The sequence below is a fragment of the Variovorax sp. KBW07 genome (assembly GCF_003852515.1).
Classification (GTDB): Bacteria; Pseudomonadota; Gammaproteobacteria; order Burkholderiales; family Burkholderiaceae_C; genus Variovorax.
Genome location: NZ_QAJK01000040.1, coordinates 37,143 through 61,841, shown reverse-complemented (window position 1 = coordinate 61,841; position 24,699 = coordinate 37,143). Strand labels below are relative to the sequence as shown.

Here is a 24,699-nt window from a genome sequence, read left to right as displayed (position 1 = left end):
AGGGCATCGGGTGCTTCCCGCAGCGAAATAAAGGAGGAGCGAAGCGGGGGACATTCGCGGAGGGAAGTACCCGGTGTCAGTCGCACGCGCCCTGAATGACCCCGATCCCGCACCCGCCCCCGCACCCGAACAGCAGCGCCAAGAACAGGACTCAGCCCAGGAGACAGTCCAGCACCTTGATCAGCATGTCGTTCACATCGACAGCCTGCACAGCACCAGGCAGTTCCACGTCTCCGTGAATCACGAACACCGGCTTGCCCCACTTCAGCCCCATTGCCATCTCCGACAACGTTCCCATGTTGCCCCCGATCGCGATCAGGCACACCCCGCTGCGCGCGATGATCGCGTTGCGCATCTCGCCCATCCCCGTTGGAATTGCCACGCTCAGCCACTCGTTCGCGTGGCGGTCGTCGTCCTCCGGCAGCACGCCCACCGCAATGCCGCCCGCCTCCGTCGCGCCACGCGAGGCCGCTGCCATCACGCCGCCGCGCCCGCCGCAGATCACCGCCATGCCCGCGCCCGCCAGCGCATGCGCCACCGCATACGCCACCTCGCATTCCGCCGGCCCGCCATCGCCCGGGCCGAGGATCGCCACCGGCTGGCGGTGCCGCTCCGGACCCCACTGTTTTTGAGCCAGGCGCGTCAGCGCCTCAGTGACCGGTGCCGACAGCACCGCGCTCGCGCCTTCGCGTAACGACATCGCCCACTCCCATCACGATCACACACACCACCATCAGCACCAGCGACAAAGCCGCTGCCACCGCGAAATCGGAACCGCCGTCGCCCACCTGCGCCAGCAGCATCAGCGGCAGGATGTTCAACTGCGTGCCCACCAGCGCCAGCGCCGTGCCATACGTGCCCATGGCAATCGCGGCCACCATGCAGGCGTTCGACAACACCGAGGGCAGTACCTCGGGCACCACCGTGTCCCAGAAGGCACGCGCCTTCGACGCACCCAGCGTGCGCGCCGCCTGCGCCGGACGCAGGTCGAGGTTGGCGAACACCGGGTACAGCGACAGCGCCACGCGCGGGATCAGGTAGTAGGCATAGGCAAAGCCCAGGCCCGACACGCTGTAGATCCAGCTGCCGATCACCGCCGGATCGGCGCCCAGCCCCGCGAGCAACTGCGTCACGAAGCCCGCGCGCCCGAAGGCCAGGATGAAGCCGTAGGCGATCACCAGGCCCGAGAAGGCCAGCGGCAGGCCCAGCAAGGTCATCATCCATTGGCGCCGGCCTTCGGGCTGGCGCGCCAGTTCGATGGCGATGCAGGTGCCCACCAGCGCCGAGATCGCGCCCGCCGCCAGGCCCAGGCCCAGCGTGTTGCGCAGCGCACCGAAGAACAGCGGGTTGCCGAACAGCCGCCCGAAGGCACTGCCGCCCTCGCCAAAAGCTTCGGGCAGCAGCGCCGCCAGCGGCACCGCGAAGAACAGCGCCATGAAGGCCCATGCGGGCCAGGCGCCAAAGCGTCGCATCACGTTCGTTCTTTCCTTCGGGCCTTCTTGCTTACTTGCCCAGCGCCGCTTGCGCCCAGAGCTTGTCGACCTCGGCCTTGCGCTCAGAGGCCTTCACCACGTCGAGCGGCTTGATCTGCGGCGCGGCCGGCATCTTGGCGGCAATGTCGGCCGACAGCGGCGTGCCCGGCACGGCGGGCCGCACGAAGCCCTGCGCAAACAGCGACTGGCCGGCCTCGCTCATGATGAAGTTGAGCCACAGCTTGCCGGCGTTCGGGTTCGGGCCGTTCTTCACCAGGCTGATGGCGTACGGCGCGGCCACGCTGGCTTCTTTTGGAATCACCACCTCGATCGCATCGCCCATGCCATCGACGTGCTTGGCCTTCAGGCCGTCGTTCTCGTAGCTGATCCACACCGGGATCTCGCCCTTCAGGAACTTGGCGTACGGCGTGGTGCCTTCCACGCGCAGCACGTTGCCGGCCGAATGCAGCTTGCCCAGGTAGTCGGTGCCGGGCTGCACGTTGTCGACGCTGCCGCCGTTGGCGTACGCCGCGGCAAAGGTCAGCACCTGGCCGATGCCGGTCGAGCGCGGATCGAGGTACACCACCGTGCTCTTGAACTCGGGCTTGAGCAGGTCGGCCCAGCCGGCGGGCACGTTCTTCACCAGCTTCTTGTTGACCAGGAAGGCGATGTTGAGCGTGTGGATGGTGAACCAGCGGCCTTCGGCCTCGCGGAACACCGGCGGCAGCTTGTCGAAGTTGACGGGCTTGAAGGGCGCGACCACATCCTTCTTCGCGGCATCGACGGCCGAGGCCGCGAAGTAGTAGGCGGTGTCGGCCTGCGGGCGGCGCTTGGTCTTTTCGAGCGCGACCACGGTGGCGGCCGAGCCGATGTCGTTGTAGGTCAACTCGATCTCGGGGTAGCGCTTCTTGAAGGCGGCGAACAGCGACTTCCAGTTGGCCCATTCCGGGCCGGTGTCGAAGGACACGCACAGGCCTTCCTTCTGCGCTTCGGCATACAGCGCCTTCTCGCCCGCATAGAGCTCGGGGCCGTCGAAGGCGAAGGCGGTGCGGGCTGCGAGCGTGGCCAACGAGAGTACGGGCAATGCGCCGGCGGCCTGGATCAGATGTCTGCGTTGCATGGTGGCTCCTTGGAGGGAATGAAGAGAAAGAAGGAAAGGAAGAAAGCGGTCAGTGATCGAGCAGGCGAAGGTGCTCGGGCGCGATGGCAATCGCTTCTGCGGCCGGCAGCGGCGACTCGGCCAGGAAGGGCTTGCTCGCGCCGGCCACTTCGAAGTCGTAGCGCGTGAGCGCGCCCAGGTAGCGCTGCGCACCGGTGCGGCCCGCCATACGGTTGATGCCGCCGGACGCGGGGTCGGGCTGGATGTGTTCGGGCCGCACCAGCACGTGCACCGCGGTGCCGGCCGTGCGGTTGCCGGTGGGCGCGAACAGTTCGGCAAAGCCCAGGTCCAGCCGGTCGGGCGCGGACACCTTCGCGGGCAGGATCGTCGAGAGCCCGACGAACTCGGCCACCGCGCGGCTCGCCGGGTTCTCATAAATCTCGCGCGGCGTGGCAATCTGCAGCAGCCGGCCGTCCTTGAGCATGGCGACGCGGTCGGCCATGACCAGTGCTTCTTCCTGGTCGTGCGTGACCAGCAGCGTGGTCGCGTTGAAGCGTTGCTGAATAGCGCGGATCTGGTCGCGCAGGTGGCCGCGCACGCTGGCGTCGAGCGCCGACAGCGGCTCGTCGAGCAGCAGCGCGCGCGGGTCGATGGCCAGTGCGCGCGCAAGCGCCACGCGCTGTTGTTGCCCACCGGAAAGCTGCGCCACGGCGCGCTGCGCGTAGTCGCCCAGCCCCACGATGTCGAGCAGTTCCTGTGCGCGCTTGCGGCGCTCGGCCGTATCGACCTTGCGCAGCTTGAGCCCGTAGGCCACGTTGTCGAGCACGCTCAGGTGCGGGAACAGCGCGTAGCTCTGGAACACCATGCCGATGTGGCGCTGGTGCACCGGCGTGCGCGACATGTCGTCGCCGCCCAGCAGGATGCGGCCCGTGTGGCCCGTCTCCAGGCCCGCCACCAGCTTGAGCAAGGTCGACTTGCCCGAGCCGCTGGGCCCGATCACCGCGACCAGTTCACCCGTGCGCACGTCGAGCGACACGTCGTGCAGGCCGTGCGTGCTGCCCGGGTAGTTGTAGCTGACGTTGTGCAGAAGAAGGCTCATGGGGGTTACGTGCGCTGCTTCACCAAGGAAGAAGAAAGAAGGGCCGACGCGCTCGCCAGCACGAGGAGGATCACCGTGGCCGCGCAGGCAAAGCCCGTGGCGCCATAGAAGGCCTGCAGCAGCACCACGGGGTAGGTGCGGTTCTGGAAACTCGTGAGCAGGTTCGACACGCCGAACTCGCCCACCGAGATGGCCGCCACCATCACCAGCCCGCTGATCAGGCTCTGGCGCAGGCTGGGCAGCACGATGCCGGTGAACTGCTGCCAGCCCGAGGCACCGAGCGTTGCGGCGGCCTGTTCGAGCCGGCCCAGGTCGAGGTGGCGCAGGTCCGACAGCAGCGTGTTCGTGAGGTAGGGCAGCGTGAGAATCGCGTGCGCCGCGATCAGCAACGGCATCGAGCCCAGCCAGGGCGCAAGGTCGGTGTTGAAGACGATCATGTAGCCGAAGGCCATGGTGATGGGCGGCACCGCCACCGGCGTGGCGCTCACGATGCGCGCCGCCAGGCTGCCGCCGCGCCGGGCGCCGTGGTACAGCGCGTAGGCCAGCGGCAATGCCAGCACGGTGTTGATGGCGCAGGCCGACAGGGCCACCACGAGGCTGCTGACGAAGGCCTTGCGGAACGACGTGTCGAGCCACAGGTCTACGTACCACTGGCCCGTGACGCCCGTGGGCAGCAGCGTGTTGGTCCAGTTGCCGCCAAGGCTGCCGACCAGCAGCAGGGCGATGGGCAGCAGCAGGTACAGGCCGTAGATGAGCGAGATGCCGCGAACCAAGGTTGTCTCCAGTGTCATGGACACCCGGCATACTTTCCGGATGCGCTACTGTCTGCGCAAGGCGTGCCGCAGCGTTCCCCGAATTCTAGGAAGCACCTGAGAACCTATGGGTGAAAGTTGGATGACGACACTTGAGCAATTGGAAAATGTTTTTCACCAGGTTTTCATCAACCGGAGCCATGCATGAAGCGTGACTGCCCCACCATCCAGGAGCTGCTGGCCTTCGATGCGGTGGCGCGCCACGAGAGCATCACGCTGGCGGCCGGTGCCCTGTGCATCACCGTGAGCGCGGTCAGCAAGCAGATCGCGGGGCTCGAGGCTTTTCTTGGCCGCGAGCTGCTGCAGAAGAACGGCCGCGGCGTGCAGCTCACGCCGCAGGGACGCGTGTACTGGCAGAAGATTTCCGGTGGCCTGCGCGCCATTGAAACGGCGACCTTCGAGGCGCGCTCGGGCGATGCCGGGGCCGGCCTGCTCACGCTGGCCAGCGTGCCCACCTTTCTGACCAAGTGGCTCATTCCGCGCCTCCCTGCCTTCAGCCAGAGAAGCCGCCACGTGATGCTGAGCTTCAGCCGCCACCTGGAGCCGAGCGATGGCATTCCGGCCGGTGTCGACGCGGCCATCCGCTATGGCCCCGACGGCTGGCCGGGCGTGGTGTCCGAATACATCGCGGGGCGCGAGTTCGTGCTGATCGTGGCGCGTTCGCTGGTCGAGGGGCGGCACCGCATCGCGCAGCCGGCCGACATCGTGGGCCACACGCTGCTGCATCACGAAGGCGCGCCCACGGCGTGGCGGCAATGGGCCGCGCAGCATGGCGTGGCCGAAGTGCAGACCGTGGCCGGCCCGCGCTTCGCGCAGTACTCGGCGCTGATCCAGGCAGCGCTCAACGGGCTGGGCATCGGCCTCGTGCCCAAGCTGCTGGTGCAGGAAGAGCTGGCCGAAGGCTCGCTGCTGAGCCCCTGCGGCACGCCGGTGAGCGTGAACCAGGGGCACTACCTCTGCTACCGGCCCGACCGCCTCGACCTGCCGGCCTTCGCGGCGTTTCGCGAATGGCTGCTCGAAGAAGGCGTGGCATCGCGCGGCGCCGAGGCATGAAGCATGAAGCTACGGTCTTCGCTAACCTGTGCAACCGCACACGAACAACCAAGGAAGTGAATCGATGAAAGTCGCAGTGATGGGTGCCGGCGCGGTCGGCTGCTACTACGGCGCCATGCTGGCGCGCGCGGGCCACGAGGTGGTGCTGGTCGGCCGGGCTTCGCACGTGGAGGCCGTTCGCGCCAACGGGCTGCGTCTGGAGACCAAGGCGTTCGACGAACACGTGAAGCTCGGCGCGAGCACCGAAGCCAGCGCGGTGCAGGGCGCCGACCTCGTGCTGTTCTGCGTGAAGTCCACCGACAGCGAATCGGCCGCGGCGCTGATCAAGCCGCACCTGTCGCCCGATGCGCTGGTGCTCACGCTGCAGAACGGCGTGGACAACGATGCGCGCGTGCGCTCGGTGCTGCCGTCGAACGAAGTGGCGGCCGCCGTGGTCTACGTGGCGACCGAGATGGCCGGCCCCGGCCACGTCAGGCACCACGGCCGCGGCGAACTGGTGATCGCGCCTTCGCGCGCCAGCGAGCAGGTCGCGCGGCACCTTGTCGCGGCCGGCGTGCCCACGCAGATTTCGGACAACGTGAGCGGCTCGCTCTGGGCCAAGCTGATCCTCAACTGCGCCTACAACGCGCTGTCGGCCATCACGCAGTTGCCCTACGGCGTGCTCGTGAAAGGCACGGGCGTGACCGACGTGATTCGCGACGTGGTGGCCGAGTGCCTTGCCGTGGCAAAGGCCGAAGGCATCGACGTGGTGGGCGACACCGACGCCGCCATTCGCGCCATCGCGCAGTCGATGCCCTCGCAGTACTCGTCGACCGCGCAAGACCTCGCACGCGGCAAGCTCAGCGAAATCGACCACCTCAACGGCCTCGTCGTGCGGCGCGGCGAGGCGCTGGGCGTGCCCACGCCCGCCAACCGCGTGCTGTTCGTGCTGGTGAAGCTGCTCGAAGGCAAGCAGCAAAAGGCCGGCGCCTAGCCTGGCATCGGCTCGCGCATCGTCACGAACTCTTCGGCCGCCGTGGGGTGGATGCCGATGGTGCTGTCGAACATGGCCTTGGTGGCGCCCGCGCGCATTGCCACCGCAAAGCCCTGCACCACTTCGCCCGCGTCCGCGCCCACCATGTGCAGGCCGACCACGCGGTCGCTTTTCTTGTCCACCACCAGCTTCATGAAGGTGCGCTCGCTGCGGCCCGAGAGCGTGTGGCGCAGCGACTTGAACTCGCTGGAGAACACCGTCACCTCGCCGAACTTCGCGCGCGCATCGATCTCGCTGTAGCCGCAGGTGCCGATGTTCGGATGGGTGAACACCGCCGTGGGAATGAACTCATAGTCGACGCTGCGCTTGCCCTTGCCGAACAGCGCATCGACCACCGTCATGGCCTCGGCCAGTGCCACTGGCGTGAGCTGCACGCGCGTGGAAACATCGCCTACCGCGTAGATCGACGGCACCGAGCTGCGGTAGTGCGCATCGACCGCGATGGCGCCCTTGTCGTCGAGCTTCACGCCCGCGGCTTCGAGGCCCAGGCCCTGCGTGTTGGGCACGCGGCCGGTGGCAAAGAGCACCGTGTCGGCCTCGACCTGCTGGCCGCGCGCCAGCGTCACGGTAAGCCCGTGCGGGCCGCGCGATATCGACGAGGCTTCGCAGTTGAGCCGCAGGTCGACACCCGCCTTGTCCATCTCCTTCGCGAGGAACTGGCGCACGTCGTCGTCGAAGCCGGTGAGCAGGTGCGCGCGGCGATGCAGCTGCGTCACCTTGGCGCCCAGGCCGTTGAAGATCGATGCGAACTCGCAGGCGATGTAGCCGCCGCCCACCACCAGCAGGCGCTTGGGAAACGGATCGAGGTCGAACATGGCGTCGGAAGTCACGATGTGCTCGCGGCCCGGAATGTCGGGCACGAAGGGCGTGCCGCCGGTGGCCACCAGCAGGTGGCGCGCCGTGTGGCGCTTGCCATCGATCTCGACCGTGTGGCCGTCGACCAGTTGCGCCCAGCCGGTGATGAGCGTGACGCCCGAATTTTTCAGCAGCGAGCCGTAGATGCCGTTGAGCCGCGTGATCTCTTTCGCGCGCTGCGTCTTCAGGTGCGCCCAGTCGAAGCGCGGCGCCTCGGGCAGCGTCCAGCCGTAGCCCGCCGCTTCCTCGAAAGACTCGGCATAGCCGGCCGCGTAGCTGTAGAGCTTCTTCGGGATGCAGCCCACGTTGACGCAGGTGCCGCCCAGCTCGGCGGCCTCGGCCAGCCCCACGCGGGCACCGGTCTGCGCGGCCATGCGCGCGGCGCGAACGCCACCGCTGCCGCCGCCAATGACGAAGAGATCGAAGTCGAATGTGCGCATGAAAAACTCCTTGGGCGCCCACTCTAGCGGCCGCTCGAAGGCAGCGCTTCCGGCGGGACTTGCGCAACAGGCCCAGCCTGCCGAGGGTTATTGAAAACACGCGCTTGACCCTGAAGCTGCTTCAGGGATTCCACTGTCACCAGGCCCTGCGGGAATCCATCGCCACCGGCGACGTTGCCGCAGCCTTCGGCCAGGCAGAACGGGAGAAGTACATGGGCATGTTGGAACGGCTTTTCGGTGGTCACGGCGGTGCGCGGCATGGCGGCGGCGGTGGTGGCCATCACGGTTCCTATGGCGGGTATGGCGGGCACGGTGGCCAGGGCGGCCATGGAAACGGCGCGCCTCCGCCGGCGAACGGTGGCGGCGGTGGCGCCGGCATCGCGTGCCCGGCCTGCCGCACGGCCAACGCGCCGGGCGCGCGCTTCTGCCAGCAATGCGGCACGTCGATGCAGCCGGCCGCGTGCCGCCAGTGCGGCACCACCATGCAGGCCGGCGCGAAGTTCTGTGCGCAGTGCGGCCAGTCGTCTTCGGAGGCAGCGCCGCGCGGCTGAGTCGCGAAGGAGGCAGGGTTCCCGCATCCGCGGCGAGCGAGAATTCGCGCTCGTCGGCAATGAGGGAGACTCTCCATGAAGAATGACCGCACCGCGGAATCGGCGGGCAAGGCAAGCAATCGCGCCCACACCAGCGTCCGCGCAACGGCGCGCATCGCACCGGCATGGCGCACCGGCCTTGCGCTCTGCGCGATGGCCGTGGCCGCCGTGCCGGCCGCCGCGCAGCTTGCGCGCAAGCCTTCCTACTACCAGCAACAGAACCAGCCACAGCCCGAGGGCGCGGCCGCGCAGATGGCGCCGCGCGCTTCCGTGCCGTCGTCGCTGCCCGCGCTGCGCAGCCAGGGCGACTTCGATTCGCTGGCGCGCGTCTACGACGCCGGCACGCCCATGCAGCTGGCCCATGTGCTGTTCGCGATCGACCGCCAGGCCCGGCCGGCGCCGCGCATGTACTACATCGACACGCCGCGCTACCAGCTGCACGTGCGCTTCCTGCGAGAGACCCGCCTCACGCCCCACACCCTCAAGCGCGAGATTGACCGCAACTACCTCGTGCCCGACCGCCGCTTTCTGTTCGGCACGCTCAGCTGGCAGCAGAACATCGGCACCTTCACCTATGAATTCTGGGAAGGCGACCAGCTCACCGCGCCGCTGCTGCGGCAGGCCGATGCGCAGGTGAAGGCCAGCTTCTTCGGGCCCGTGAAGTTCAAGACCAACTCCACGCTGCACGAGCGCATCGCGAAAGAAACCGGCATCGACTTCGTGAGCCAGGAAGCGCTGATCCGCGAGCAGCCCTACATGCCCATGAACCTCGGCACCGCCACCGGCCGCGTGCGCATCGTGGACGACGCCGTGGGCACCAATGCCCTGAACGCGCTGCTGCCCGACGACATCGCCGTGCTGCGCCAGGTGCCGATCAACCTGCCGCCCGTGGCCGGCGTGCTGACCGAGCGGCCATCGACCGCGTTGTCGCACGTCAACCTGCTCGCCAAGGGCTGGGGCATTCCGAATGCGTACGTGCGCGACGCCGCCGCCGTGCTGAAAGAGCACGCGGGCCAGTGGGTGGCACTGAAGGTCGCAGCCTCGGGTTACCAGGTGCGCCGCCTCACGCCCGAAGAAATCGCGGCGCTGCCGCCGCGCGCCGTGCGCACCGCGTCCACCGGCGCCACGCCCGGCGGTGCCAAGGCCACCCGGCCCGACCTGCGTGAAAGCCGCCTGCTGCCGCTGGCTGCATTGCGTGCGAGAAACAGCGCGCAATGCGGCACCAAGGCCGCGAACCTCGGCGCCATGCAGGCCGCGCGCATTCCGGGCACCTCCGTGCCCGACGGCTTCTGCATTCCCTTCGCGCAATACGACCGCTTCATGCGCGCCAACGGCCTGGCCGATCGCATCGCGCGCATGCAGCAGCAGCCCGGCTTCGCGAGCGACCCGCAGCTGCGGCAGAAGGCGCTGGCGCAACTGCGCGACGAGATCGTCAAGTGGCCGGTCGATGCATCGACCGCGGCGGCATGGCGCGCCGCGTGGCAGGCGCAGCTGGGCGGTGGCGGCGTGTTCGTGCGCAGCTCGTCCAACTCCGAAGACCTGCCGGGCTTCAGCGGCGCGGGGCTCTACACCACCGTGCCCAACGTCAAGACCGGCGACGCGCTCGAAGTCGCGGTGAAGAAAGTCTGGGCCTCCGTGTTCAACCCCGAGGCCTGGGAGGCGCGCAGCGCCGCGGGCTTCGGTGCCGAGTCGGTGCTGATGGGCGTGTTCGTGCAGACCGCCATCGACTCCACCAACGCCGGCGTGATGATCACCCGCGACCCCTTCGACGCCGGTCACCCGCACGTCACCTACATCTCCGCCAAGCGCGGCATCGGCATTCGCGTGGTCGAAGGCAAGCGCGTGGCGGAGCAGGTCATGTATTCGAGCTGGTCGAAAGCGATCCAGGTGCTGAGCCGCTCGGCCGAAGAAACGTCGCTGCAGCTCGACAAGGATGGCGGCGTGAAGGAAGTGCCGGTGGAGGCGGGGCGCAACGTGCTGACCGACGAACTGGTGGTGCGGCTGGCGAACGTGGGCGCGGCGGTGAAGCGCACCTTCAACGCGGTCGACCAGGACATCGAGTGGGCGACGGTGGGGGACAGGATCGTGCTGCTGCAGGCGCGGCCGTATGTGGAGCGGCGGCGTTGAAGGCGGTCAGGTCTTCTGCATGGCCAGCAGATACCCCACGTGCAGGGAGCGATGCAGCCTGAAATTGCGGGTGAACGGGTTGTAGCCCAGTCCGCGCTGGTCGCGCAGTTCGAGGCCGGCGCGCGAGGCGGCCTGCTTGAGCTCGTCGGGGCGGATCAGTTTGCGGTAGTCGTGCGTGCCGCGCGGAAGAATGCGCAACACCTGCTCCGCGCCGAAGATCGCGATCAGCCAGGCCCACGGCGTGCGGTTGATGGTCGAGAAGAAGACCCACCCGCCCGGCTTGGCCATGCGTGCGCAGGCCTCGATCACTGCGTTCGGTGACGGCACGTGCTCCAGCATTTCCATGCAGGTCACGACATCGAATCCGGCTTCGCATTCATCGGCCAGGGCTTCGGCGGAGATCGCTCGGTAGGCCACAGTCGCGCCGCTCGCCTGCGCATGGAGTGCGGCAACTTTCAGCGGCTTGTCTGCCAGGTCGATGCCCAGCACGTCGGCGCCCTTGCGCGCCATCGACTCGGCAAGAATCCCGCCGCCGCAGCCGACGTCCAGAGCCTTTCGCCCATTCAGCGGGACCAGCCCGTCGATCCATTCCAGGCGCAGCGGATTGATCTCGTGCAACGGCCTGAATTCCGAACGCGGGTCCCACCAGCGGTCGGCCAGGGCCTGGAATTTGGCAAGTTCGGCGGGATCGAAATTCACGAAGCTCATATGTTTCTCCTGGTGGTTGCTTACCAATGGCCTCGCGAGCGGTTCCAGCGGTACAGCTGCCTCGCGAATGCGTTGTAGACCCACGCGCCGAGTGCGCGCGGACCGGGCCATTGCATGGGCCTGGCCAGCCAGCGCCATCGCGGCGACAGCGCCAGCACGCCGGCGATGGCGTCCGCGCCGATGCGCGTATCGCCGGACGCGTCGACCATATGAAGGCGCTCGCGCACGTCCTCGAGTTGCAGGCCCAGGGGTGAGAGCACCTCCGGCCTGGCATGCACGTCGATCCATTCCACGCTGTCGCCGGGCAGCCTGTCGCGCATGGCGCAGACGCCCGCATCGCAGACCGGGCAGGCGCTGTTGTAGTAGACGACCGGTCGGGGAGGGCTCAAGGCAGAGGGTTCTTGCATGTCGGCTCCTGTTGCGCCGATTCTGCCATCTATTTAGCTAAATGCCTAAATAACTAATTAGCGAACCGACTACGCGAAGCGTAAAATCGACCGATGGAAAAAATCTTCGAAGCGCTCGCGTCCACGCCCCGGCGCAAGATCCTGGCGTACCTGTCGGAGACGGAGCTCTCGGCCGGAGATATCGCCACGCGCTTCGAGATGTCCAAACCGTCGCTTTCCAAGCATCTGAAGATCCTGGAAGGCGCGGGGCTCGTGAAGGCCGAGAAGCGGGGGCAGTTCGTGTTCTACAGCCTGCAGCGCGAAAGCCTGGCCAACACCCTCACAGGCTTCGTGCAGGCCGTCTGTCCTGTGTCCAAGGCATTGAAGAAAGAAAGCCGGGCGCTGGCCAGTCAGCGGTCATCCGGTTCGAAGGCCTGAGTACAGCGCCGGCAGCGCGAACCCGGCCTTTTCAGCCTGCGCGGGCGAGAAAGTCCTCGAGCTCCTTGCCCACAAGCGCAGTGGCTTCCAGCGGCAGCCAATGCCCGTAGCCTTGGAAATGCCGCACCGTCTGCGCGCCGAAGCGGTCGGCAAATTCCGGTGCGATGTACGGGTCGTCGTCGCTCCACAGAACCTGCATAGGAATGCGTGACGCGAGTCCGCGCAACTGCGTGTCCCAGCCCTCGAAGTGCGACAACTCGGTGGCCCGAAAGAAGCGCAGCGCCATCTGCTTCATGGCCGGCGTGATGCGGTCGTAGATCCGGTCGATCTGTTCACTGGTCAGCCGGCTCGCGCCTTTCTTCATTTCCCTGGTGAACGCGCGCCGGTTCGTCAGGCGCTGAACCAGTTCGCCGAGAAAGGGCGTGCGCCAGATCTTGTGCAGGCGTGTCCAGCGGTAGTCCGGCGAAAAGGCGGTGTTGAAGATGGTGATGCGCCTGACCTTCTCAGGATGCCTGACGGCCCATGCCAGTCCGAACTGGCCGCCGATGTCGTGCACCACCAGGTTGATCGGCTCGCGCAAGCCGAGCTGGCGCACGAGGCCGTCGACGAACGCGGCCAGGTGTTCCAGCGAGCAATCGAAGTCCGGCGCGGCGCCCGACTCTCCGTAGCCCGGCAGGTCGGGCGCGATGCACCGGTAGTTCGGCTGCAGCCGGTCGATGAGACCGCGCCATATGTCGGAGGTGTCGGGGTTGCCATGCAGGAACAGCACCGGCGGGCCTTCGCCTTCGTCGACCACGTGCACCCGGGAGCCATCGACGGTCAGCATGGTGGGCGTTCTATTTGTCATGGGCGGCCGCCGCGGCACCTGCAACGATGAAGCCCAGCATGTGGCTGAGCACGCTCTCGAAGCTGGGAGACGCATCGAACTTTCCGGCCAGTTGCAAGGACACGGCGCCGTGAATGGCGCTCCAGAAAACGCGGCCGAGCAGGCGAGGGTCACCCTTGACGACGCCGTCTTCCACCAGGCGTTCGAGCGGTGCTGTCATGATTTGCTCGGCACGTTGCGCGGCGCGCGCCAGGTCCGGAAAGTGCGCCATCTCCGGATGCGGCAAATCGAACATGAGCCGGTAGGCCCCCGCGTTTTCGAAGGCGAAGCGAAGGTAGGCCGTGCGCACGGCGGCCGATCGTTCGGAGGCGCTGCCTGGAACCGCGAACGCCGCTTCCAGCGACGCCGAGAAACGGTCCAGCGCCGCTGCCGTGACCGCCGCAAGAATTTCGTTCTTGTCCCGGAAATACCGGTACGGCGTCATGGCGCTGCAGCCTAGCTGTTGCGCGAGCTGGCGCACGGTGACGCCATCGACGCCGTGCTCGGCGAAGGAGCGTTCCGCCACGGCCAGGAGGCGCTGGCGGAAGTCCTGGACTTCTTCGTCGGAGAGTGCTTTTCGCATCCGTGTCCTTGATTAATTTACAACGTAAAATATACGGCGTAAATTGAATCAAGACAAGCGCGTCAGAGAGGCGCCGGATTTCGCACCGTTGCGAACGTCCGGCCCGGCCCACGGCTACGGATGTCTCGCGGCGATCTCACCCATACAGGTACTGCGGCAGCCAAAGCGTCAGCCCCGGCCAGATGTACATGAACACCATGCAGAGAATCACGATCAGCATGTACGGCATCATCCCGGCGAATATCTGGTTGATCGTCACGTGCGGTGGCGACACTCCTTTCAGATAGAAGGCCGACATCGCCACCGGTGGCGAGAGGAACGCCGCCTGCAGGTTCACGAACACCAGCACGCCGAACAGCAGCGGATCGATCTGGAAGTGCGCCAGCAGCGGCAGGAAGATGGGCACGAAGATCACGATGATCTCGGTCCACTCCAGTGGCCAGCCCAGCACGAAGATGATGGCCTGCGACAGCAGCAGGAACTGCAGCGGCGTCAGGTTCATGCCCAGCACCCATTCCTCGATGATGCGTTGACCGCCGAGCAGCGCGAACACGGCCGAGAACAGCGCCGAGCCCACGAACAGCCAGCAGACCATCGAAGTGGTCTTGAGCGTGAGGAACACGGCCTCCTTGGTCTTCTTGAAGTCCAGCGTGCCGGCCTGCCATGCCATGAGGAACGCGCCGGCCGCACCCACCGCCGCAGACTCGGTGGCGGTGGTGATGCCGAACAGGATCACGCCCAGCACCACCAGCGTGAGCGTGGCCAGCGGCATGACCGACGACACCAGCATGCGCAAGATTTCGAACTGCTCCGCGTCCATATGCCAGTAGTACCAGGCGAGCAGCGCGAGCGTGAAGAGACTGGCCAGCAGGAAGCCGGTGTAGAAGGCCTCGGGCACCGCGGCGGTCTTGGGCGCTTCGACGGCGTCGCCGAGTTGCTGTAGTCCGCCCTCGGCGGCCGGCGCGGGCGCGGCAGCGGCTTCGCTGCCGGGTGGTTCCTCTGCGCCGCCGGGCGGCTCCTGCAGGCCGCCTTCCGCGCCCGGCTCCTTCGGTGCGTCGTCGGTCGGCGGTTCGGCCAGGCCGGTGCCGGAGGCCTCGGGCGCTGCCGGAGCCGTTGCAGCCGCGGCTGCAGGCGCTTCGGCCTTTTGCGTCGCCTGCTGCTGCACGGCGGGCGCGTTGTTGTCCTTCTGCGAGTAGATCGTCACGTACCACCACACAGAGCCCAGCGTGGCCGCCGCCAGCGCCAGCGGCACCAGTGCGTTCAGCAGGCTGCGCAGCAGCAGCCACCATGTGATGCGCACGCCTTCGGCCGCACCGCGCAGTGCGCGCCCCGGCGACACCACGGCCGTGAGCAGCGCCGGCAGCATGCGCTGCGAATAGCTGTCCGCGATGTGCGCGACCCACGGGGTGATTGGTGCGCGCTGCTTGTCGGGCGAGAGCTTCGGCGCCACCTTCGGTTGCAGCACCGCCCAGCCGATCACGTAGATCAGGTAAAGGAACGCAAGGAAGAAGCCCGGGAACATCGCGGCCGCATACAGCTTGACCACCGACTGCCCGGCCACGGCTGCGTACACGATGATCATCACCGAGGGCGGGATCAGGATGCCGAGCGTGCCGCCGGCCGTGATGACGCCCGCCGCCAGGCGCGTGTCGTAGCCCGCGTTGAGCATGGGCCGCATCGCGATGACGCCCATCAGCACCACCACCGCGCCGACGAGGCCACTGGCAATGCCCCAGAAGGTGCAGACGATGAGCGTCGTTACCGCCAGCGAACCCGGCACGCGGCGAAACGCCAGCTGCACGCTGTGGAACATCTTGTCGACCAGCGCGCCGCGCTCCATCACGTAGCCCATCAGCACGAAGAGCGGAATGGACAGCAGCGTCTCGTTGGTCATGGCCCCGAAGGCGCGCTGCACCATCAGGTCGAAGACCCTGTTGTCGAGCCAGGGCATCGACGGGTCGTAGAAGGCGATGAAGCCGAAGAACATGCCCAGGCCCATCAGCGTGAACGCGGTGGGAAAGCCGAGCATGATCACGACGACGATCAGGCCGAGCATGAGCAGGCCGAGTGCGGGTTCGCTCATGCTGTACCTCCCGTGCTGTCGCTCTTGCGTTGCTGCGCGGCCTGCTCGATGGACTTGGCCCTGTCGATCACCTCGCGCTTGTCGGCTTCGTCGACATAGCTGCTGCCTGCAAGCTGTTCGCTCACCACGTCCATTTCTTCCGCGTCCTTCAGGCGCGGCGTCCATACGCCGGTCTTCAGGCACAGCACGCAGCGCACCATCTCCGCGATGCCCTGCACCAGCAACACCGCGCCGGCCACGGGAATGACGAACTTGAAGGGGTACACCGGAATCGGGTCGGCATTGAAGGTCTGCTCGCGCATCGCGAGCGATTCACCGAAGTAGGTCCAGCCCGACCAGGTGAGCGCCACCACGCCGGGCAGGAAGAACAGCGCGAACAGCACCAGGTCGAGCGCGGCCTGCGTGCGCGGCTTCATGCTGCCGTAGAAAAAGTCGCCGCGCACATGGCCGGCCTGCGACAGCGTGTAGGCGCCGCCCATCATGAAGAGCGTGCCGTAGAGCATGTTGTTGGCATCGAAGATCCAGGCGGTGGGCGCGTTGAGCGCATAGCGCTTGAACACCTCGCCGCACACCAGCAGCATCAGCGCCACGATGAGCCACGAGAAGGTCTTGCCCACGACCATGCTGAACCGGTCGACGGCGTGGAGAAAGCGTTGGATGGTCATGAAGGCATGGCAGGCAGAAAGAAAGCACGCATCGAAAAGCCAGCCAGCCGGAGCACTCCGGATGGCTGGCGCGAACCGTCACCGCGGCTGATTCCTCAGGCCTTCTTTTTCCCGAAGTAGTGGGCGTAGGCCATCTTGAAATCGACGCCGTAGTCGTTCTGCCACTGCAGCGCGCGCTCGGCGAATTCGCGCTGCGACGCCAGCACCTTCTTGAAGAGCGGGTTCTCCCCGGCCTTCTTCTCCACGGTCTTGTCCCATGCGGCGAGTTGCGCGCGCAGCACCGTGTCGGGCGTCTTGTAGAACTTGATGCCGGCCTTCTTCATGTCGGCGTAGTCCTGCGAGTTGCGCTGCACCGCCTTCCAGCTCATGTCGGCGCTCGCGGCCTGCACGGCGTAGTCGATGATCGAGCGAAGCTCCTGCGACAGCGCGCTGTACTTGCCCTTGTTGAACAGCACCTCGAACTGCTCGCCCGACTGGTGGAAGCTTTGCAGCATGCAGTTCTTCACCACGTCGGGGAAGCCCAGCACGCGGTCGCTCGATGCGTTGTTGAACTCGGCCGCGTCGATCAGCCCGCGGTCGAGCGCGGGCACGATCTCGCCGCCGGGCAGCGGGTTCACCGCGGTGCCCATCTCGGTGAACATGTCGACCGCCAGCCCGACGGTGCGGAACTTCAGGCCCTTCATGTCCTCGACCTTGGCCACCGGCTTCTTGAACCAGCCCAGCGGCTGCGTGGGCATGGGGCCGTACAGGTACGACACCACTTCCATGTTCAGGCTCTTGTAGATCTCGTCGAGCAGCGCCTTGCCGCCGCCGTAGTTGTGCCAGGCCAGCACGGTGTTGGCGTCCATGCCGAAGCCTGGCCCCGAACCCCACAGCGCCAGTGCCGAGTTCTTGCCGTAGTGGTAGGCCACCACGCCGTGGCCGCCGTCGAGCGTGCCCTTGTTCACGGCCTCCAGCAGCTGGAAGGCGGGCACCACCGCGCCCGAGGGCAGCACTTCGATCTTCAGGCGCCCGCCCGCCATGTCGTTGACCTTCTTGGCGAAGTCGTTGGCGTACTCGTGGAAGATGTCTTTGGCCGGCCAGGTGCTCTGGAAGCGCAGCGATGTGGTTTGCGCCATGCTGACCATCGGCACGGACATGGCGCCCGCGGCAACGGCCGCACCCTTGAGCAGCCCGCGGCGGCGGGGCAATTTGCTGTCTGTCATGTTGTCTCACTCCATAGCGTTCGTTCTGGGAAACCCAGGCCGCCGTCTTGGAGTTATGTTTGACAGGCCAAGCCGCCATCTTTGGGGCTCAGGAAAACGTGACAAACAGGGTTTTCACGAACTGGTGAAAAATTCCACCATCCGGCGGACGCCGCGACAGGTAAAGACGCCCGCCGCCCCGGACTAACCCTCTTGATCGAAGGACGAAGAAAGATGAATGCAGCAACGGTTGAAGACAAAGGCTACGCCGGCGACGTGACGCCCGAGCAGGCCGCGCAGTGGCTCGCTAGCGGCGAGGCGGTGCTGGTCGACGTGCGCACCGACGCCGAGCGCGAGTGGGTCGGCTTCGTGCCCGGCGCCGTGCCGCTGGCATGGAAGCAATGGCCGGGCATGGCGCTGAACCCGTCTTTCGACGAGGGTGTGCGCGCCGCGGGCGAGGGAAAGAAAAAGCTCGTGATGCTGTGCCGCAGCGGCGTGCGCTCCATTGCGGCCGCCAAGCGCGCCACCGAACTGGGGCTTGAGGCCTACAACATCCTCGAAGGCTTCGAGGGGAACCCCGATGCGGACGGGCATCGAGGGCAACTCGGCGGCTGGCGCAAGCGCGGGTTGCCATGGAAGCAGAACTAGGGTTCGCTCTCCGAGCCCAGGCGAACAACCACCGAGACATCGCACCTGCCAGGCGGGTTGCAGGCCCTTGAGGTAAACCCTGATGGTCCTGTCGCCCTCACGTCTCTACGATTGCGCCCATCTGCACAATCGATTGTGCAAACACATCAACCTCTTCTTTTGACGCAGCGGCCCCGCTCGCTGCGCCATCGCCAGACCATGAAGCTCGGCCTTCCTCGTGACCCGCAACTGTCGTTCCTGCTGCTGGTGAATCTGCTGGTGATCGTGGTCGCGACCGTCTGGTCCCGCGGGCAGTTCGCCAGCGCCGACAACCTCCAGTCGATGGCAAGCCAGTTGCCCGAAATCGGACTGCTCGCCATCGGCGTGATGCTCACGATGATTTCCGGCAACGGCGGCATAGACCTGTCCGGCGCCGCCATGGCCAACCTGGCCGGCGTGGTGGGGGCTCTCGTCGTGCCGCACTTCGTGTCAGCCGACGACGCGCCCGTACTGTTCACCGCACTCTTCGTGGTCGTGGCGCTGGTCACGGGCATCGTGGGCGGAGCGTTCAACGGTTTGCTCATTGCGCGCCTGGGCCTCACGCCGATCCTGGCCACGCTGGGCACGCAACTGCTGTTCACCGGCATCGCGGTCGTTCTCACCAACGGTTCCGCCGTGCGGCTCGGGTACGTGGAGCCGCTGTCGGCCATCGGCAACGACACGGTGCTGGGCATTCCCATCGGCTTCGCCATCTTTCTCCTGGCCACGCTGCTGCTGGGCCTGGTTCTCGGCCGCACCGCATACGGCGTGCGGCTCTACCTGATGGGCACCAATCCGAAGGCAGCGCGCTTCACGGGCATTTCGCCGACCAGGGTCCTGCTGACCACCTACATCCTGAGCAGCACGCTGGCTGCGCTGGCCGGCGTGCTCATCGCATCGCGTACCGCAAGCGTGAAGTGGGACTACGGCGGCTCGTACCTGCTCATCACCATCCTGATTGCCGTGATGGCCGGCGTGAGGCCCTCCGGCGGATACGGCCGCATGACCTGTCTTTTCTTCTCCGCCACGGCTTTGCAGGTTCTCTCGAGTGCCTTCAACCTGGTGGGCATCTCCAACTTTTTCCGCGACTGCGCCTGGGGGCTGATGTTGCTGCTGTTCCTGGCGTCGTCGCGCTTCGAGTTCAAGCGCTGGCTGCCACGCCGGAACTGACCTCGCGGGCAAGGCATTCATTTCACTGAAGGCCTCGGTGCAATCCCTTCTTGCGCCGGGCATGTATGTCGAAGGGCGACTTTTCAAGGAGACAGCAAAGATGATGAACACCAGAAAACTGATTCCATGCGCTTTGATCGCGGTTGCAGCAGCGACCGCCGTGGGTGCAATTCACGCTCAAGGAAAAGAGCAGACCATCGCCACCGTCGTGAAGATCACGGGCATCAGCTGGTTCAACCGGATGGAAGATGGCGTCAAGGCGTTCGGCGCAGACAACGCCGGCGTCAAGACCTTCCAGACGGGCCCGGGCCAGGCCGATGCCGCGCAGCAGTTGCGCGTGATCGAAGACCTCGTGGCCAAAAACGTCAGTGCGATCGCGGTCGTGCCCTTCGATCCCCCGACGCTCGAGCCGGTGCTCAAGCGCGCCATCGACAAGGGCATCAAGGTGGTGACCCACGAGGCCGACAACCAGAAGAACACGCAGATCGATATCGAGGCCTTCGACAACGCCGACTACGGCGCGCGCCTGAACGACCGCATGGCGGAGTGCATGAACAAGAGCGGCAAGTGGACCTCTTTCGTCGGGTCGCTGGGCAGCCAGTCGCACGTGCAGTGGGCCGATGCCGGCGCTGCCAATGCGTCGAAGAAATATGCGGGCCTGCAGCTCGTCGCCGCCAAGAACGAGTCGTTCAACGACGCGACCAAGGCCTATGAAAAGACCAAGGAACTGCTGCGCAAGTACCCGGACATCAAGGGCTTCCAGGGCTCGTCGTCGCTCGACGTCCTGGGCATCGGCCGCGCGGTGGAAGAAGCGGGCAAGCAGGGCAAGGTGTGTGTCTACGGCACCGGCCTGCCCGGTGAAGCCGCCAAGCTCCTGGAGTCCGGTGCCATCACCGGCATCTCGTTCTGGGACCCGAAGGACGCGGGCATCGTCATGAACAAGATGGCCAAGCTGCTGCTCGACGGCAAGAGCCCCGAGACGGGCATGAACCTCGGCGTCAAGGGCTACGAGAAGGTCCAGGTCTCCAAGGGACCGGGGCGCGGCGTGATCGTTCGCGGCCAGGCCTGGGTCGACGTCGACAAGAGCAACTACAAGCAATACCCGTTCTGAGGCCGCCCGGCTCGAGCGAATTTGAACGAGACCTGAAGCATGGCGTCCACCGAGGTTGCAGAAGAAAAAACGCGCTCGCCCGCGAGCGAACACGAAGCCGGAGGCCGCGCAGGAACGGCCGCCACCGGTGCGTTCCTGGAGGTGGTGGGCGTGCACAAGCGCTTCGCCGGGGTGCACGCGCTCCGGGGCGTCTCGCTGGCCATCCGGCCCGGCGAGGTCTATCACCTGCTGGGCGAGAACGGATGCGGCAAGAGCACGCTGATCAAGATCATCTCGGGCGTGCAGCCTCCCGATGAAGGCGAACTGCGCATCAACGGTGTCCGCTTTGCCGCGCTGTCGTCCCTGGATTCGCTCACGGCCGGCATCGAGACGGTCTATCAGGACCTGTCTCTCCTGCCCAACCTGAGTGTTGCCGAGAACATCGGGCTGACCGAGCAGCTCGTCGCAAACCAGGGTCGGCTTTCACGCCGGCTCGACCGTCGAAAGCTGGCCCAGACAGCCTCTCGCGCGCTCGCGACGGTCGGCCTTCCCGATTCCGCCGGCTTTCAGCGCACGTTGGTGGAGTCGCTGCCCATCGCGACAAGGCAACTGATCGCCATTGCACGCGCGATCGCCACCAACGCGCGCATGGTGATCATGGACGAGCCGACCACGGCGCTCACCAAGCGCGAGGTCGACAACCTGATCGCCGTGGTGCGCAAACTCCAGTCGGATGGCGTGGCGGTGCTCTTCGTGAGCCACAAGCTCGACGAGTGCTATGCCATCGGCGGCGAGGTCATCGTGTTCCGCGATGGACAGAAGGTGGCGCAGGGCCCCATTGCCGGCTTCGACAAGGCGGAGATCGCACGCCTCATGACAGGGCGCGACATCGCGACCCAGCGGTACCGGACATCGCCGGCCGATGGCCCGGTTCTGCTGAAGGTCCAGGGCCTCGGCCGTCGCGGCGCGTTTGCAGACGTCGACTTCGTGCTCGGCCGTGGCGAAATTCTTGGCGTGACGGGCCTGCTCGACTCGGGGCGCAACGAGCTCGCGCATGCCCTGGCCGGCGTGGCGCCGGCGGACTCCGGGTCGATCGCACTCGACGGCCAGGCCGTCGCCTTGCGGCAGCCCGGCGATGCCATCGGGCTGGGCATCGGCTACGTGCCCGAAGACCGGCTCGGCGAAGGGCTGTTTCTCGACAAGTCCATCCAGGAAAACATCGTCTCGGTCGTGATCTCGAAGCTGCGGGGCCGCTTCGGGCTGCTGGAGCCGCAGCGCGGCCAGGCGCTGGCCGAATCCATCGTGCGGGACCTGCAGGTCGCCACGCCCGACGTCTTGCGCCCCGTGCAGTCCCTGTCGGGCGGCAACCAGCAGCGCGTGCTCATCGGGCGCTGGCTCACCATCAAGCCGCGCCTGTTGATCCTGCACGGCCCGACCGTGGGCGTCGACGTGGGATCGAAGGACATCATCTATCGCCTCGTCCAACGCCTGGCCGAGGAAGGGTTGTCCGTGATCCTGGTCAGCGACGACCTGCCCGAGTTGCTGCAGAACTGCGACCGCATCCTGCTGATGAAGAAAGGCCGGCTCGTCTCGCAGTTCGACGCACGGCAACTGGACGAGAGCACGCTCTACCGGGCACTGCTGTCGGAAACCCTCCCGAACTGAATCGAAGAACGATTGCCATGACATCGACAGAGCTCCGCGCCTCGCCGGCCGTACAGGCGCCCGCGCGCCAACGTCACCTCCTGGGCGAGCGCCCGGAATTCTTCACTGCGCTGATGATCGCGATGGTCGCGATCGTGGTGGCCTTCCTCAACCCCGACTTCCTTCAGGTCGGGATGCTGTTCGACATTCTTCGCTCCAGCACGGTCGTGGGCATCTTCGCGCTCGGTGTGCTCGTCGTGCTGGCAGCGGGCGGCATCGATGTGTCGTTCACGGCGATCGCGGCGCTCACCATGTACTCGATCACGAAGGCGGTGACGCTCTGGTGGCCCCAGGCGCCGATGCCCCTGATCCTGCTGGCCGGCGCCTCCGGTGGCGTGCTCCTGGGCATCCTCAACGGCTGCCTGGTCGACTGGCTCAAGGCGCCGTCGCTCATCGTCACCATCGGCACCCAGTACCTGTTCCGCGGTTTTCTTCTGACCTTCGTCGGGACGGTGTTCTTCATGGAGATTCCCGATCCGATGGACAGCTTCGGCCGCGCCGCATTGCTGCGCCACGCCACCGAGCAGGGCGCGATGTCCGTGCTTCCGGCATCGGTGCTCGTGCTGGCGGGGGCCGCGGGCCTGACCTGGTTCATCCTCAATCGCACCCTGATCGGCCGCGCCGTGTATGCCATCGGCGGGAGCCTCGGCATTGCCGAACGCCTGGGCTATCGGTTGCGCGTGGTGCACATGTTCGTGTTCGGCTATGCGGGCCTGTTGGCGGGCATTGCCGGCGTTGTTCACGTATCGAGCAACCGGCTGGCCAACCCCTTCGACCTGGTCGGCACCGAACTCGACGTGATCGCGGCCGTGGTGCTTGGTGGCGCGCGCATCACGGGCGGCAACGGCACCGTCCTCGGCACGCTGCTGGGCGTGCTGCTGGTCACGCTGATCAACAACGTGCTCATCCTCGCGGGTGTGCCGAGCACGTGGCAGAAGGTCATCGTGGGCGCGTTCATTCTGGTGGCCGGCGCGCTCTTTTCGATCCGGCGCGCGCGCTGATCCCGCCGTCGCCTTTTCACATTTCCCCTATTGCACCCATGAAGCACGCATTGCTCGGCATCGACGTCGGAACCTACAGCAGCAAGGCCACCCTGACGACGCTCGACGGACGCATTCTCAACACCGCCACGATCCCCCACGACATCAGCCTGCCGCACCCCGGGCATGTGGAGCAGGACGCCGACAAGGTCTGGTGGCACGACGTCTGTGCGCTGTGCAAGACGGTGATGGAAGGCACCGGCTTGAGCGGACAGGACGTCGCCGCGCTGGCGGTCAGTGCGATCGGCCCCTGCGTGGTGCCGCTGGACGCAAAGATGCGCCCGCTGCGGCCGGCCATTCTCTACGGCGTGGATGTGCGCGCGGAGGTGGAGATCGCCGAGATCGAGGCCGAGTTCGGCGCCGCCGCCATTCGCGAGTTCTCGCTGATGGACCTCACCAGCCAGGCCATCGGACCGAAGATCCGCTGGATCCGAAAGCACGAGCCCGACGTCTGGGCGGCCACCGCGCACCTGGCCACGGCCAGCTCGTACCTGAGCTACCGCCTCACAGGCCAGCATTGCACCGACCGCCACACGGCCAGTCACTACATGCCCCTGTACAACCCCCAGACGGGCACGTGGGACGAACGCTTCAACAGCGCCTTCGTGCCGTTGGATGCATTGCCCCGCCCGGCCTGGTCGGACGAGATTGCCGGCGAGGTCACCGCGGAGGCCGCGCAAGCGACCGGCCTTTCGGTCGGCACGCCGGTGGCCGTGGGGGCGGTCGATGCGCTGAGCGAAGCGATCAGCGTGGGGGCCGTCGCTCCCGGCGACCTGATGGTGATGTATGGAAGCACCACGTTCTTCGTGCTGGTGCAGGACAGGCCGACGCCCGATCCGCGGGTCTGGACCGTGGCCGGTGCCTACGAGGGGCAATTCAACCTGGCCGCCGGCATGAGCACCACGGGCAGCCTGACGCGCTGGTTCAAGGACGAACTCGCGCGCGACCTGGATGAACCTGGCGGCTACGCCGCGCTCTTCGACGGCGCCGCCAACGTTGCGCCGGGCGCGGGCGGCCTGCTGGTGCTGCCGTACTTCAGCGGCGAGCGGACCCCCATCAACGACATGCGGGCCAGCGGCGTGATCGCGGGGCTGAGCCTGTCTCACTCCAGGGAGCAGCTATTCAGGGCCGTTCTCGAAGGGGTGGGTTTCGGCGTGCGCCACAACCTCGAGGCCTTTGCCGACATCGGCGCGAAGGTCAATCGCGTGGTGGCCGTCGGCGGCGGCGCGCAAGGCAACACCTGGCTGCAGATCGTCTCCGACATCACGCAGGTTGAGCAGGAGGTGCCGGCCGTCACTGTCGGGGCGAGCTTCGGCAATGCATTCCTGGCGGGCTGTGCAGCCGGCCTTGTGCGGCGCAGCGACATTTCGCGGTGGGTCCAGCCCGGGCGCCGCATCGTTCCGGACCCCTCGCGGCGCGAGGTCTACGACAGCCTGTACGCGCAGTACCGCAAGCTCTATGACGGCACCCGCGACGTGATGCATGCGTTGAAATCCATCGCGTCGGCCAACGCCGACTCAAGGGTGCGCTAGCCGGT

The 24,699-nt window shown here is 66.6% G+C and carries 24 protein-coding genes; 11 read left to right on the top strand and 13 right to left on the bottom strand.

The genetic code is table 11. From position 1 onward, the window contains the following. Window positions 1-151: 151 nt before the first annotated feature. Genes DBV14_RS08910 through DBV14_RS08890 form a run of 5 tightly spaced genes read right to left on the bottom strand, consistent with a single transcriptional unit; the run spans window position 152 to window position 4,461 of the window. Window positions 152-700 carry a TIGR00725 family protein gene (locus tag DBV14_RS08910; protein WP_124458828.1) on the bottom strand — a complete coding sequence of 183 codons (549 nt, stop codon included), beginning with the start codon at window positions 698-700 and terminating at the stop codon, window positions 152-154. Continuing rightward, complete coding sequence (locus DBV14_RS08905; RefSeq protein WP_124458832.1) at window positions 651-1,472, bottom strand: ABC transporter permease; 822 nt, start codon at window positions 1,470-1,472, stop codon at window positions 651-653. The genes DBV14_RS08910 and DBV14_RS08905 overlap by 50 nt, the downstream gene beginning before the upstream one ends. 31 nt (window positions 1,473-1,503) lie before the next feature. Further along, window positions 1,504-2,592, bottom strand: coding sequence for an extracellular solute-binding protein (locus DBV14_RS08900; RefSeq protein ID WP_124458827.1), 1,089 nt, complete (start codon window positions 2,590-2,592; stop codon window positions 1,504-1,506). A 49-nt stretch (window positions 2,593-2,641) separates the two neighbouring features. Continuing rightward, on the bottom strand, window positions 2,642-3,670 hold the full coding sequence (locus DBV14_RS08895) for an ABC transporter ATP-binding protein (protein WP_124458826.1): 1,029 nt from the start codon (window positions 3,668-3,670) through the stop codon (window positions 2,642-2,644). 5 nt (window positions 3,671-3,675) lie between these two features. Next, complete coding sequence (locus DBV14_RS08890; protein WP_124458825.1) at window positions 3,676-4,461, bottom strand: ABC transporter permease; 786 nt, start codon at window positions 4,459-4,461, stop codon at window positions 3,676-3,678. A 165-nt stretch (window positions 4,462-4,626) separates the two neighbouring features. Here DBV14_RS08890 and DBV14_RS08885 point away from each other — a divergent pair, with 165 nt between their 5' ends. Continuing rightward, window positions 4,627-5,535 carry a LysR substrate-binding domain-containing protein gene (locus tag DBV14_RS08885; protein WP_124458824.1) on the top strand — a complete coding sequence of 303 codons (909 nt, stop codon included), beginning with the start codon at window positions 4,627-4,629 and terminating at the stop codon, window positions 5,533-5,535. A gap of 64 nt (window positions 5,536-5,599) precedes the next feature. Beyond that, entirely contained in the window at window positions 5,600-6,508 is a 909-nt protein-coding gene (locus DBV14_RS08880; RefSeq protein WP_124458823.1) for a ketopantoate reductase family protein, read from the top strand. Here the strand turns inward: DBV14_RS08880 and gorA are convergent. Then, window positions 6,505-7,863: a glutathione-disulfide reductase gene (gene gorA, locus DBV14_RS08875; RefSeq protein WP_124458822.1), complete on the bottom strand. Its 1,359-nt coding sequence runs from the start codon at window positions 7,861-7,863 to the stop codon at window positions 6,505-6,507. The genes DBV14_RS08880 and gorA overlap by 4 nt on opposite strands. Before the next feature lie 104 nt (window positions 7,864-7,967). Here gorA and DBV14_RS08870 point away from each other — a divergent pair, with 104 nt between their 5' ends. Beyond that, window positions 7,968-8,414: a zinc ribbon domain-containing protein gene (locus DBV14_RS08870; RefSeq protein ID WP_260396879.1), complete on the top strand. Its 447-nt coding sequence runs from the start codon at window positions 7,968-7,970 to the stop codon at window positions 8,412-8,414. Window positions 8,415-8,489: 75 nt separating this feature from the next. Beyond that, window positions 8,490-10,580 (top strand): PEP/pyruvate-binding domain-containing protein, encoded by a 2,091-nt coding sequence (locus tag DBV14_RS08865; protein WP_124458821.1) that lies wholly within the window; start codon window positions 8,490-8,492, stop codon window positions 10,578-10,580. A gap of 6 nt (window positions 10,581-10,586) precedes the next feature. Here DBV14_RS08865 and ubiG read toward each other — a convergent pair whose 3' ends face one another. Continuing rightward, window positions 10,587-11,288, bottom strand: coding sequence for a bifunctional 2-polyprenyl-6-hydroxyphenol methylase/3-demethylubiquinol 3-O-methyltransferase UbiG (gene ubiG, locus DBV14_RS08860; protein ID WP_124458820.1), 702 nt, complete (start codon window positions 11,286-11,288; stop codon window positions 10,587-10,589). Between the two features lie 20 nt (window positions 11,289-11,308). Then, window positions 11,309-11,695: a thiol-disulfide oxidoreductase DCC family protein gene (locus DBV14_RS08855; RefSeq protein ID WP_124458819.1), complete on the bottom strand. Its 387-nt coding sequence runs from the start codon at window positions 11,693-11,695 to the stop codon at window positions 11,309-11,311. A 93-nt stretch (window positions 11,696-11,788) separates the two neighbouring features. On the opposite strand from DBV14_RS08855, the gene DBV14_RS08850 reads away from it, so the two are divergent. Continuing rightward, window positions 11,789-12,112 carry a metalloregulator ArsR/SmtB family transcription factor gene (locus tag DBV14_RS08850; protein ID WP_124458818.1) on the top strand — a complete coding sequence of 108 codons (324 nt, stop codon included), beginning with the start codon at window positions 11,789-11,791 and terminating at the stop codon, window positions 12,110-12,112. A 31-nt stretch (window positions 12,113-12,143) separates the two neighbouring features. Here DBV14_RS08850 and DBV14_RS08845 read toward each other — a convergent pair whose 3' ends face one another. The 5 genes from DBV14_RS08845 to DBV14_RS08825 form a co-directional block, all read right to left on the bottom strand. Next, window positions 12,144-12,938: an alpha/beta fold hydrolase gene (locus DBV14_RS08845; RefSeq protein WP_185545971.1), complete on the bottom strand. Its 795-nt coding sequence runs from the start codon at window positions 12,936-12,938 to the stop codon at window positions 12,144-12,146. Window positions 12,939-12,948: 10 nt separating this feature from the next. Further along, on the bottom strand, window positions 12,949-13,560 hold the full coding sequence (locus DBV14_RS08840) for a TetR/AcrR family transcriptional regulator (RefSeq protein ID WP_124458816.1): 612 nt from the start codon (window positions 13,558-13,560) through the stop codon (window positions 12,949-12,951). Window positions 13,561-13,696: 136 nt separating this feature from the next. Then, a complete protein-coding gene (locus tag DBV14_RS08835; RefSeq protein ID WP_124458815.1) occupies window positions 13,697-15,643 on the bottom strand; it encodes a TRAP transporter large permease subunit in 1,947 nt (648 codons plus the stop codon). Next, complete coding sequence (locus DBV14_RS08830) at window positions 15,640-16,308, bottom strand: TRAP transporter small permease subunit (RefSeq protein WP_124458814.1); 669 nt, start codon at window positions 16,306-16,308, stop codon at window positions 15,640-15,642. The genes DBV14_RS08835 and DBV14_RS08830 overlap by 4 nt, the downstream gene beginning before the upstream one ends. A gap of 95 nt (window positions 16,309-16,403) precedes the next feature. After that, window positions 16,404-17,513: a TRAP transporter substrate-binding protein gene (locus DBV14_RS08825; protein ID WP_124458813.1), complete on the bottom strand. Its 1,110-nt coding sequence runs from the start codon at window positions 17,511-17,513 to the stop codon at window positions 16,404-16,406. A 213-nt stretch (window positions 17,514-17,726) separates the two neighbouring features. Between DBV14_RS08825 and DBV14_RS08820 the strand changes: the two genes are divergently transcribed. The 6 genes from DBV14_RS08820 (at window position 17,727) to DBV14_RS08795 (ending at window position 24,694) form a co-directional block, all read left to right on the top strand. Then, window positions 17,727-18,140: a rhodanese-like domain-containing protein gene (locus tag DBV14_RS08820; RefSeq protein ID WP_124458812.1), complete on the top strand. Its 414-nt coding sequence runs from the start codon at window positions 17,727-17,729 to the stop codon at window positions 18,138-18,140. A gap of 198 nt (window positions 18,141-18,338) precedes the next feature. After that, the gene (locus DBV14_RS08815; protein WP_124458811.1) at window positions 18,339-19,328 is read left to right on the top strand and encodes an ABC transporter permease; all 990 of its coding nucleotides are present in this window, start codon (window positions 18,339-18,341) and stop codon (window positions 19,326-19,328) included. A gap of 100 nt (window positions 19,329-19,428) precedes the next feature. After that, window positions 19,429-20,439: an autoinducer 2 ABC transporter substrate-binding protein gene (locus DBV14_RS08810; RefSeq protein WP_124458810.1), complete on the top strand. Its 1,011-nt coding sequence runs from the start codon at window positions 19,429-19,431 to the stop codon at window positions 20,437-20,439. Between the two features lie 39 nt (window positions 20,440-20,478). Then, window positions 20,479-22,083: a sugar ABC transporter ATP-binding protein gene (locus DBV14_RS08805; RefSeq protein ID WP_124458809.1), complete on the top strand. Its 1,605-nt coding sequence runs from the start codon at window positions 20,479-20,481 to the stop codon at window positions 22,081-22,083. Between the two features lie 17 nt (window positions 22,084-22,100). Then, entirely contained in the window at window positions 22,101-23,123 is a 1,023-nt protein-coding gene (locus tag DBV14_RS08800; RefSeq protein WP_124458808.1) for an ABC transporter permease, read from the top strand. A gap of 38 nt (window positions 23,124-23,161) precedes the next feature. After that, complete coding sequence (locus tag DBV14_RS08795; protein ID WP_124458807.1) at window positions 23,162-24,694, top strand: FGGY-family carbohydrate kinase; 1,533 nt, start codon at window positions 23,162-23,164, stop codon at window positions 24,692-24,694. The last annotated feature ends 5 nt before the right edge of the window (window positions 24,695-24,699 follow it).

Bases quoted from the DNA above. Each gene is read 5' to 3' on its own strand.
- DBV14_RS08880 (WP_124458823.1), top strand. From the start codon at position 5,600: ATGAAAGTCGCAGTGATGGGTGCCGGCGCGGTCGGCTGCTACTACGGC.
- DBV14_RS08850 (WP_124458818.1), top strand. From the start codon at position 11,789: ATGGAAAAAATCTTCGAAGCGCTCGCGTCCACGCCCCGGCGCAAGATC.
- DBV14_RS08855 (WP_124458819.1), bottom strand. From the start codon at position 11,695: ATGCAAGAACCCTCTGCCTTGAGCCCTCCCCGACCGGTCGTCTACTAC.
- DBV14_RS08825 (WP_124458813.1), bottom strand. From the start codon at position 17,513: ATGACAGACAGCAAATTGCCCCGCCGCCGCGGGCTGCTCAAGGGTGCG.
- DBV14_RS08910 (WP_124458828.1), bottom strand. From the start codon at position 700: ATGTCGTTACGCGAAGGCGCGAGCGCGGTGCTGTCGGCACCGGTCACT.
- DBV14_RS08800 (WP_124458808.1), top strand. From the start codon at position 22,101: ATGACATCGACAGAGCTCCGCGCCTCGCCGGCCGTACAGGCGCCCGCG.
- DBV14_RS08840 (WP_124458816.1), bottom strand. From the start codon at position 13,560: ATGCGAAAAGCACTCTCCGACGAAGAAGTCCAGGACTTCCGCCAGCGC.
- DBV14_RS08845 (WP_185545971.1), bottom strand. From the start codon at position 12,938: ATGCTGACCGTCGATGGCTCCCGGGTGCACGTGGTCGACGAAGGCGAA.
- DBV14_RS08900 (WP_124458827.1), bottom strand. From the start codon at position 2,592: ATGCAACGCAGACATCTGATCCAGGCCGCCGGCGCATTGCCCGTACTC.
- DBV14_RS08905 (WP_124458832.1), bottom strand. From the start codon at position 1,472: ATGCGACGCTTTGGCGCCTGGCCCGCATGGGCCTTCATGGCGCTGTTC.
- DBV14_RS08885 (WP_124458824.1), top strand. From the start codon at position 4,627: ATGAAGCGTGACTGCCCCACCATCCAGGAGCTGCTGGCCTTCGATGCG.
- DBV14_RS08815 (WP_124458811.1), top strand. From the start codon at position 18,339: ATGAAGCTCGGCCTTCCTCGTGACCCGCAACTGTCGTTCCTGCTGCTG.
- ubiG (WP_124458820.1), bottom strand. From the start codon at position 11,288: ATGAGCTTCGTGAATTTCGATCCCGCCGAACTTGCCAAATTCCAGGCC.
- DBV14_RS08795 (WP_124458807.1), top strand. From the start codon at position 23,162: ATGAAGCACGCATTGCTCGGCATCGACGTCGGAACCTACAGCAGCAAG.
- DBV14_RS08890 (WP_124458825.1), bottom strand. From the start codon at position 4,461: ATGACACTGGAGACAACCTTGGTTCGCGGCATCTCGCTCATCTACGGC.
- DBV14_RS08810 (WP_124458810.1), top strand. From the start codon at position 19,429: ATGATGAACACCAGAAAACTGATTCCATGCGCTTTGATCGCGGTTGCA.
- gorA (WP_124458822.1), bottom strand. From the start codon at position 7,863: ATGCGCACATTCGACTTCGATCTCTTCGTCATTGGCGGCGGCAGCGGT.
- DBV14_RS08830 (WP_124458814.1), bottom strand. From the start codon at position 16,308: ATGACCATCCAACGCTTTCTCCACGCCGTCGACCGGTTCAGCATGGTC.
- DBV14_RS08895 (WP_124458826.1), bottom strand. From the start codon at position 3,670: ATGAGCCTTCTTCTGCACAACGTCAGCTACAACTACCCGGGCAGCACG.
- DBV14_RS08805 (WP_124458809.1), top strand. From the start codon at position 20,479: ATGGCGTCCACCGAGGTTGCAGAAGAAAAAACGCGCTCGCCCGCGAGC.
- DBV14_RS08820 (WP_124458812.1), top strand. From the start codon at position 17,727: ATGAATGCAGCAACGGTTGAAGACAAAGGCTACGCCGGCGACGTGACG.
- DBV14_RS08865 (WP_124458821.1), top strand. From the start codon at position 8,490: ATGAAGAATGACCGCACCGCGGAATCGGCGGGCAAGGCAAGCAATCGC.
- DBV14_RS08835 (WP_124458815.1), bottom strand. From the start codon at position 15,643: ATGAGCGAACCCGCACTCGGCCTGCTCATGCTCGGCCTGATCGTCGTC.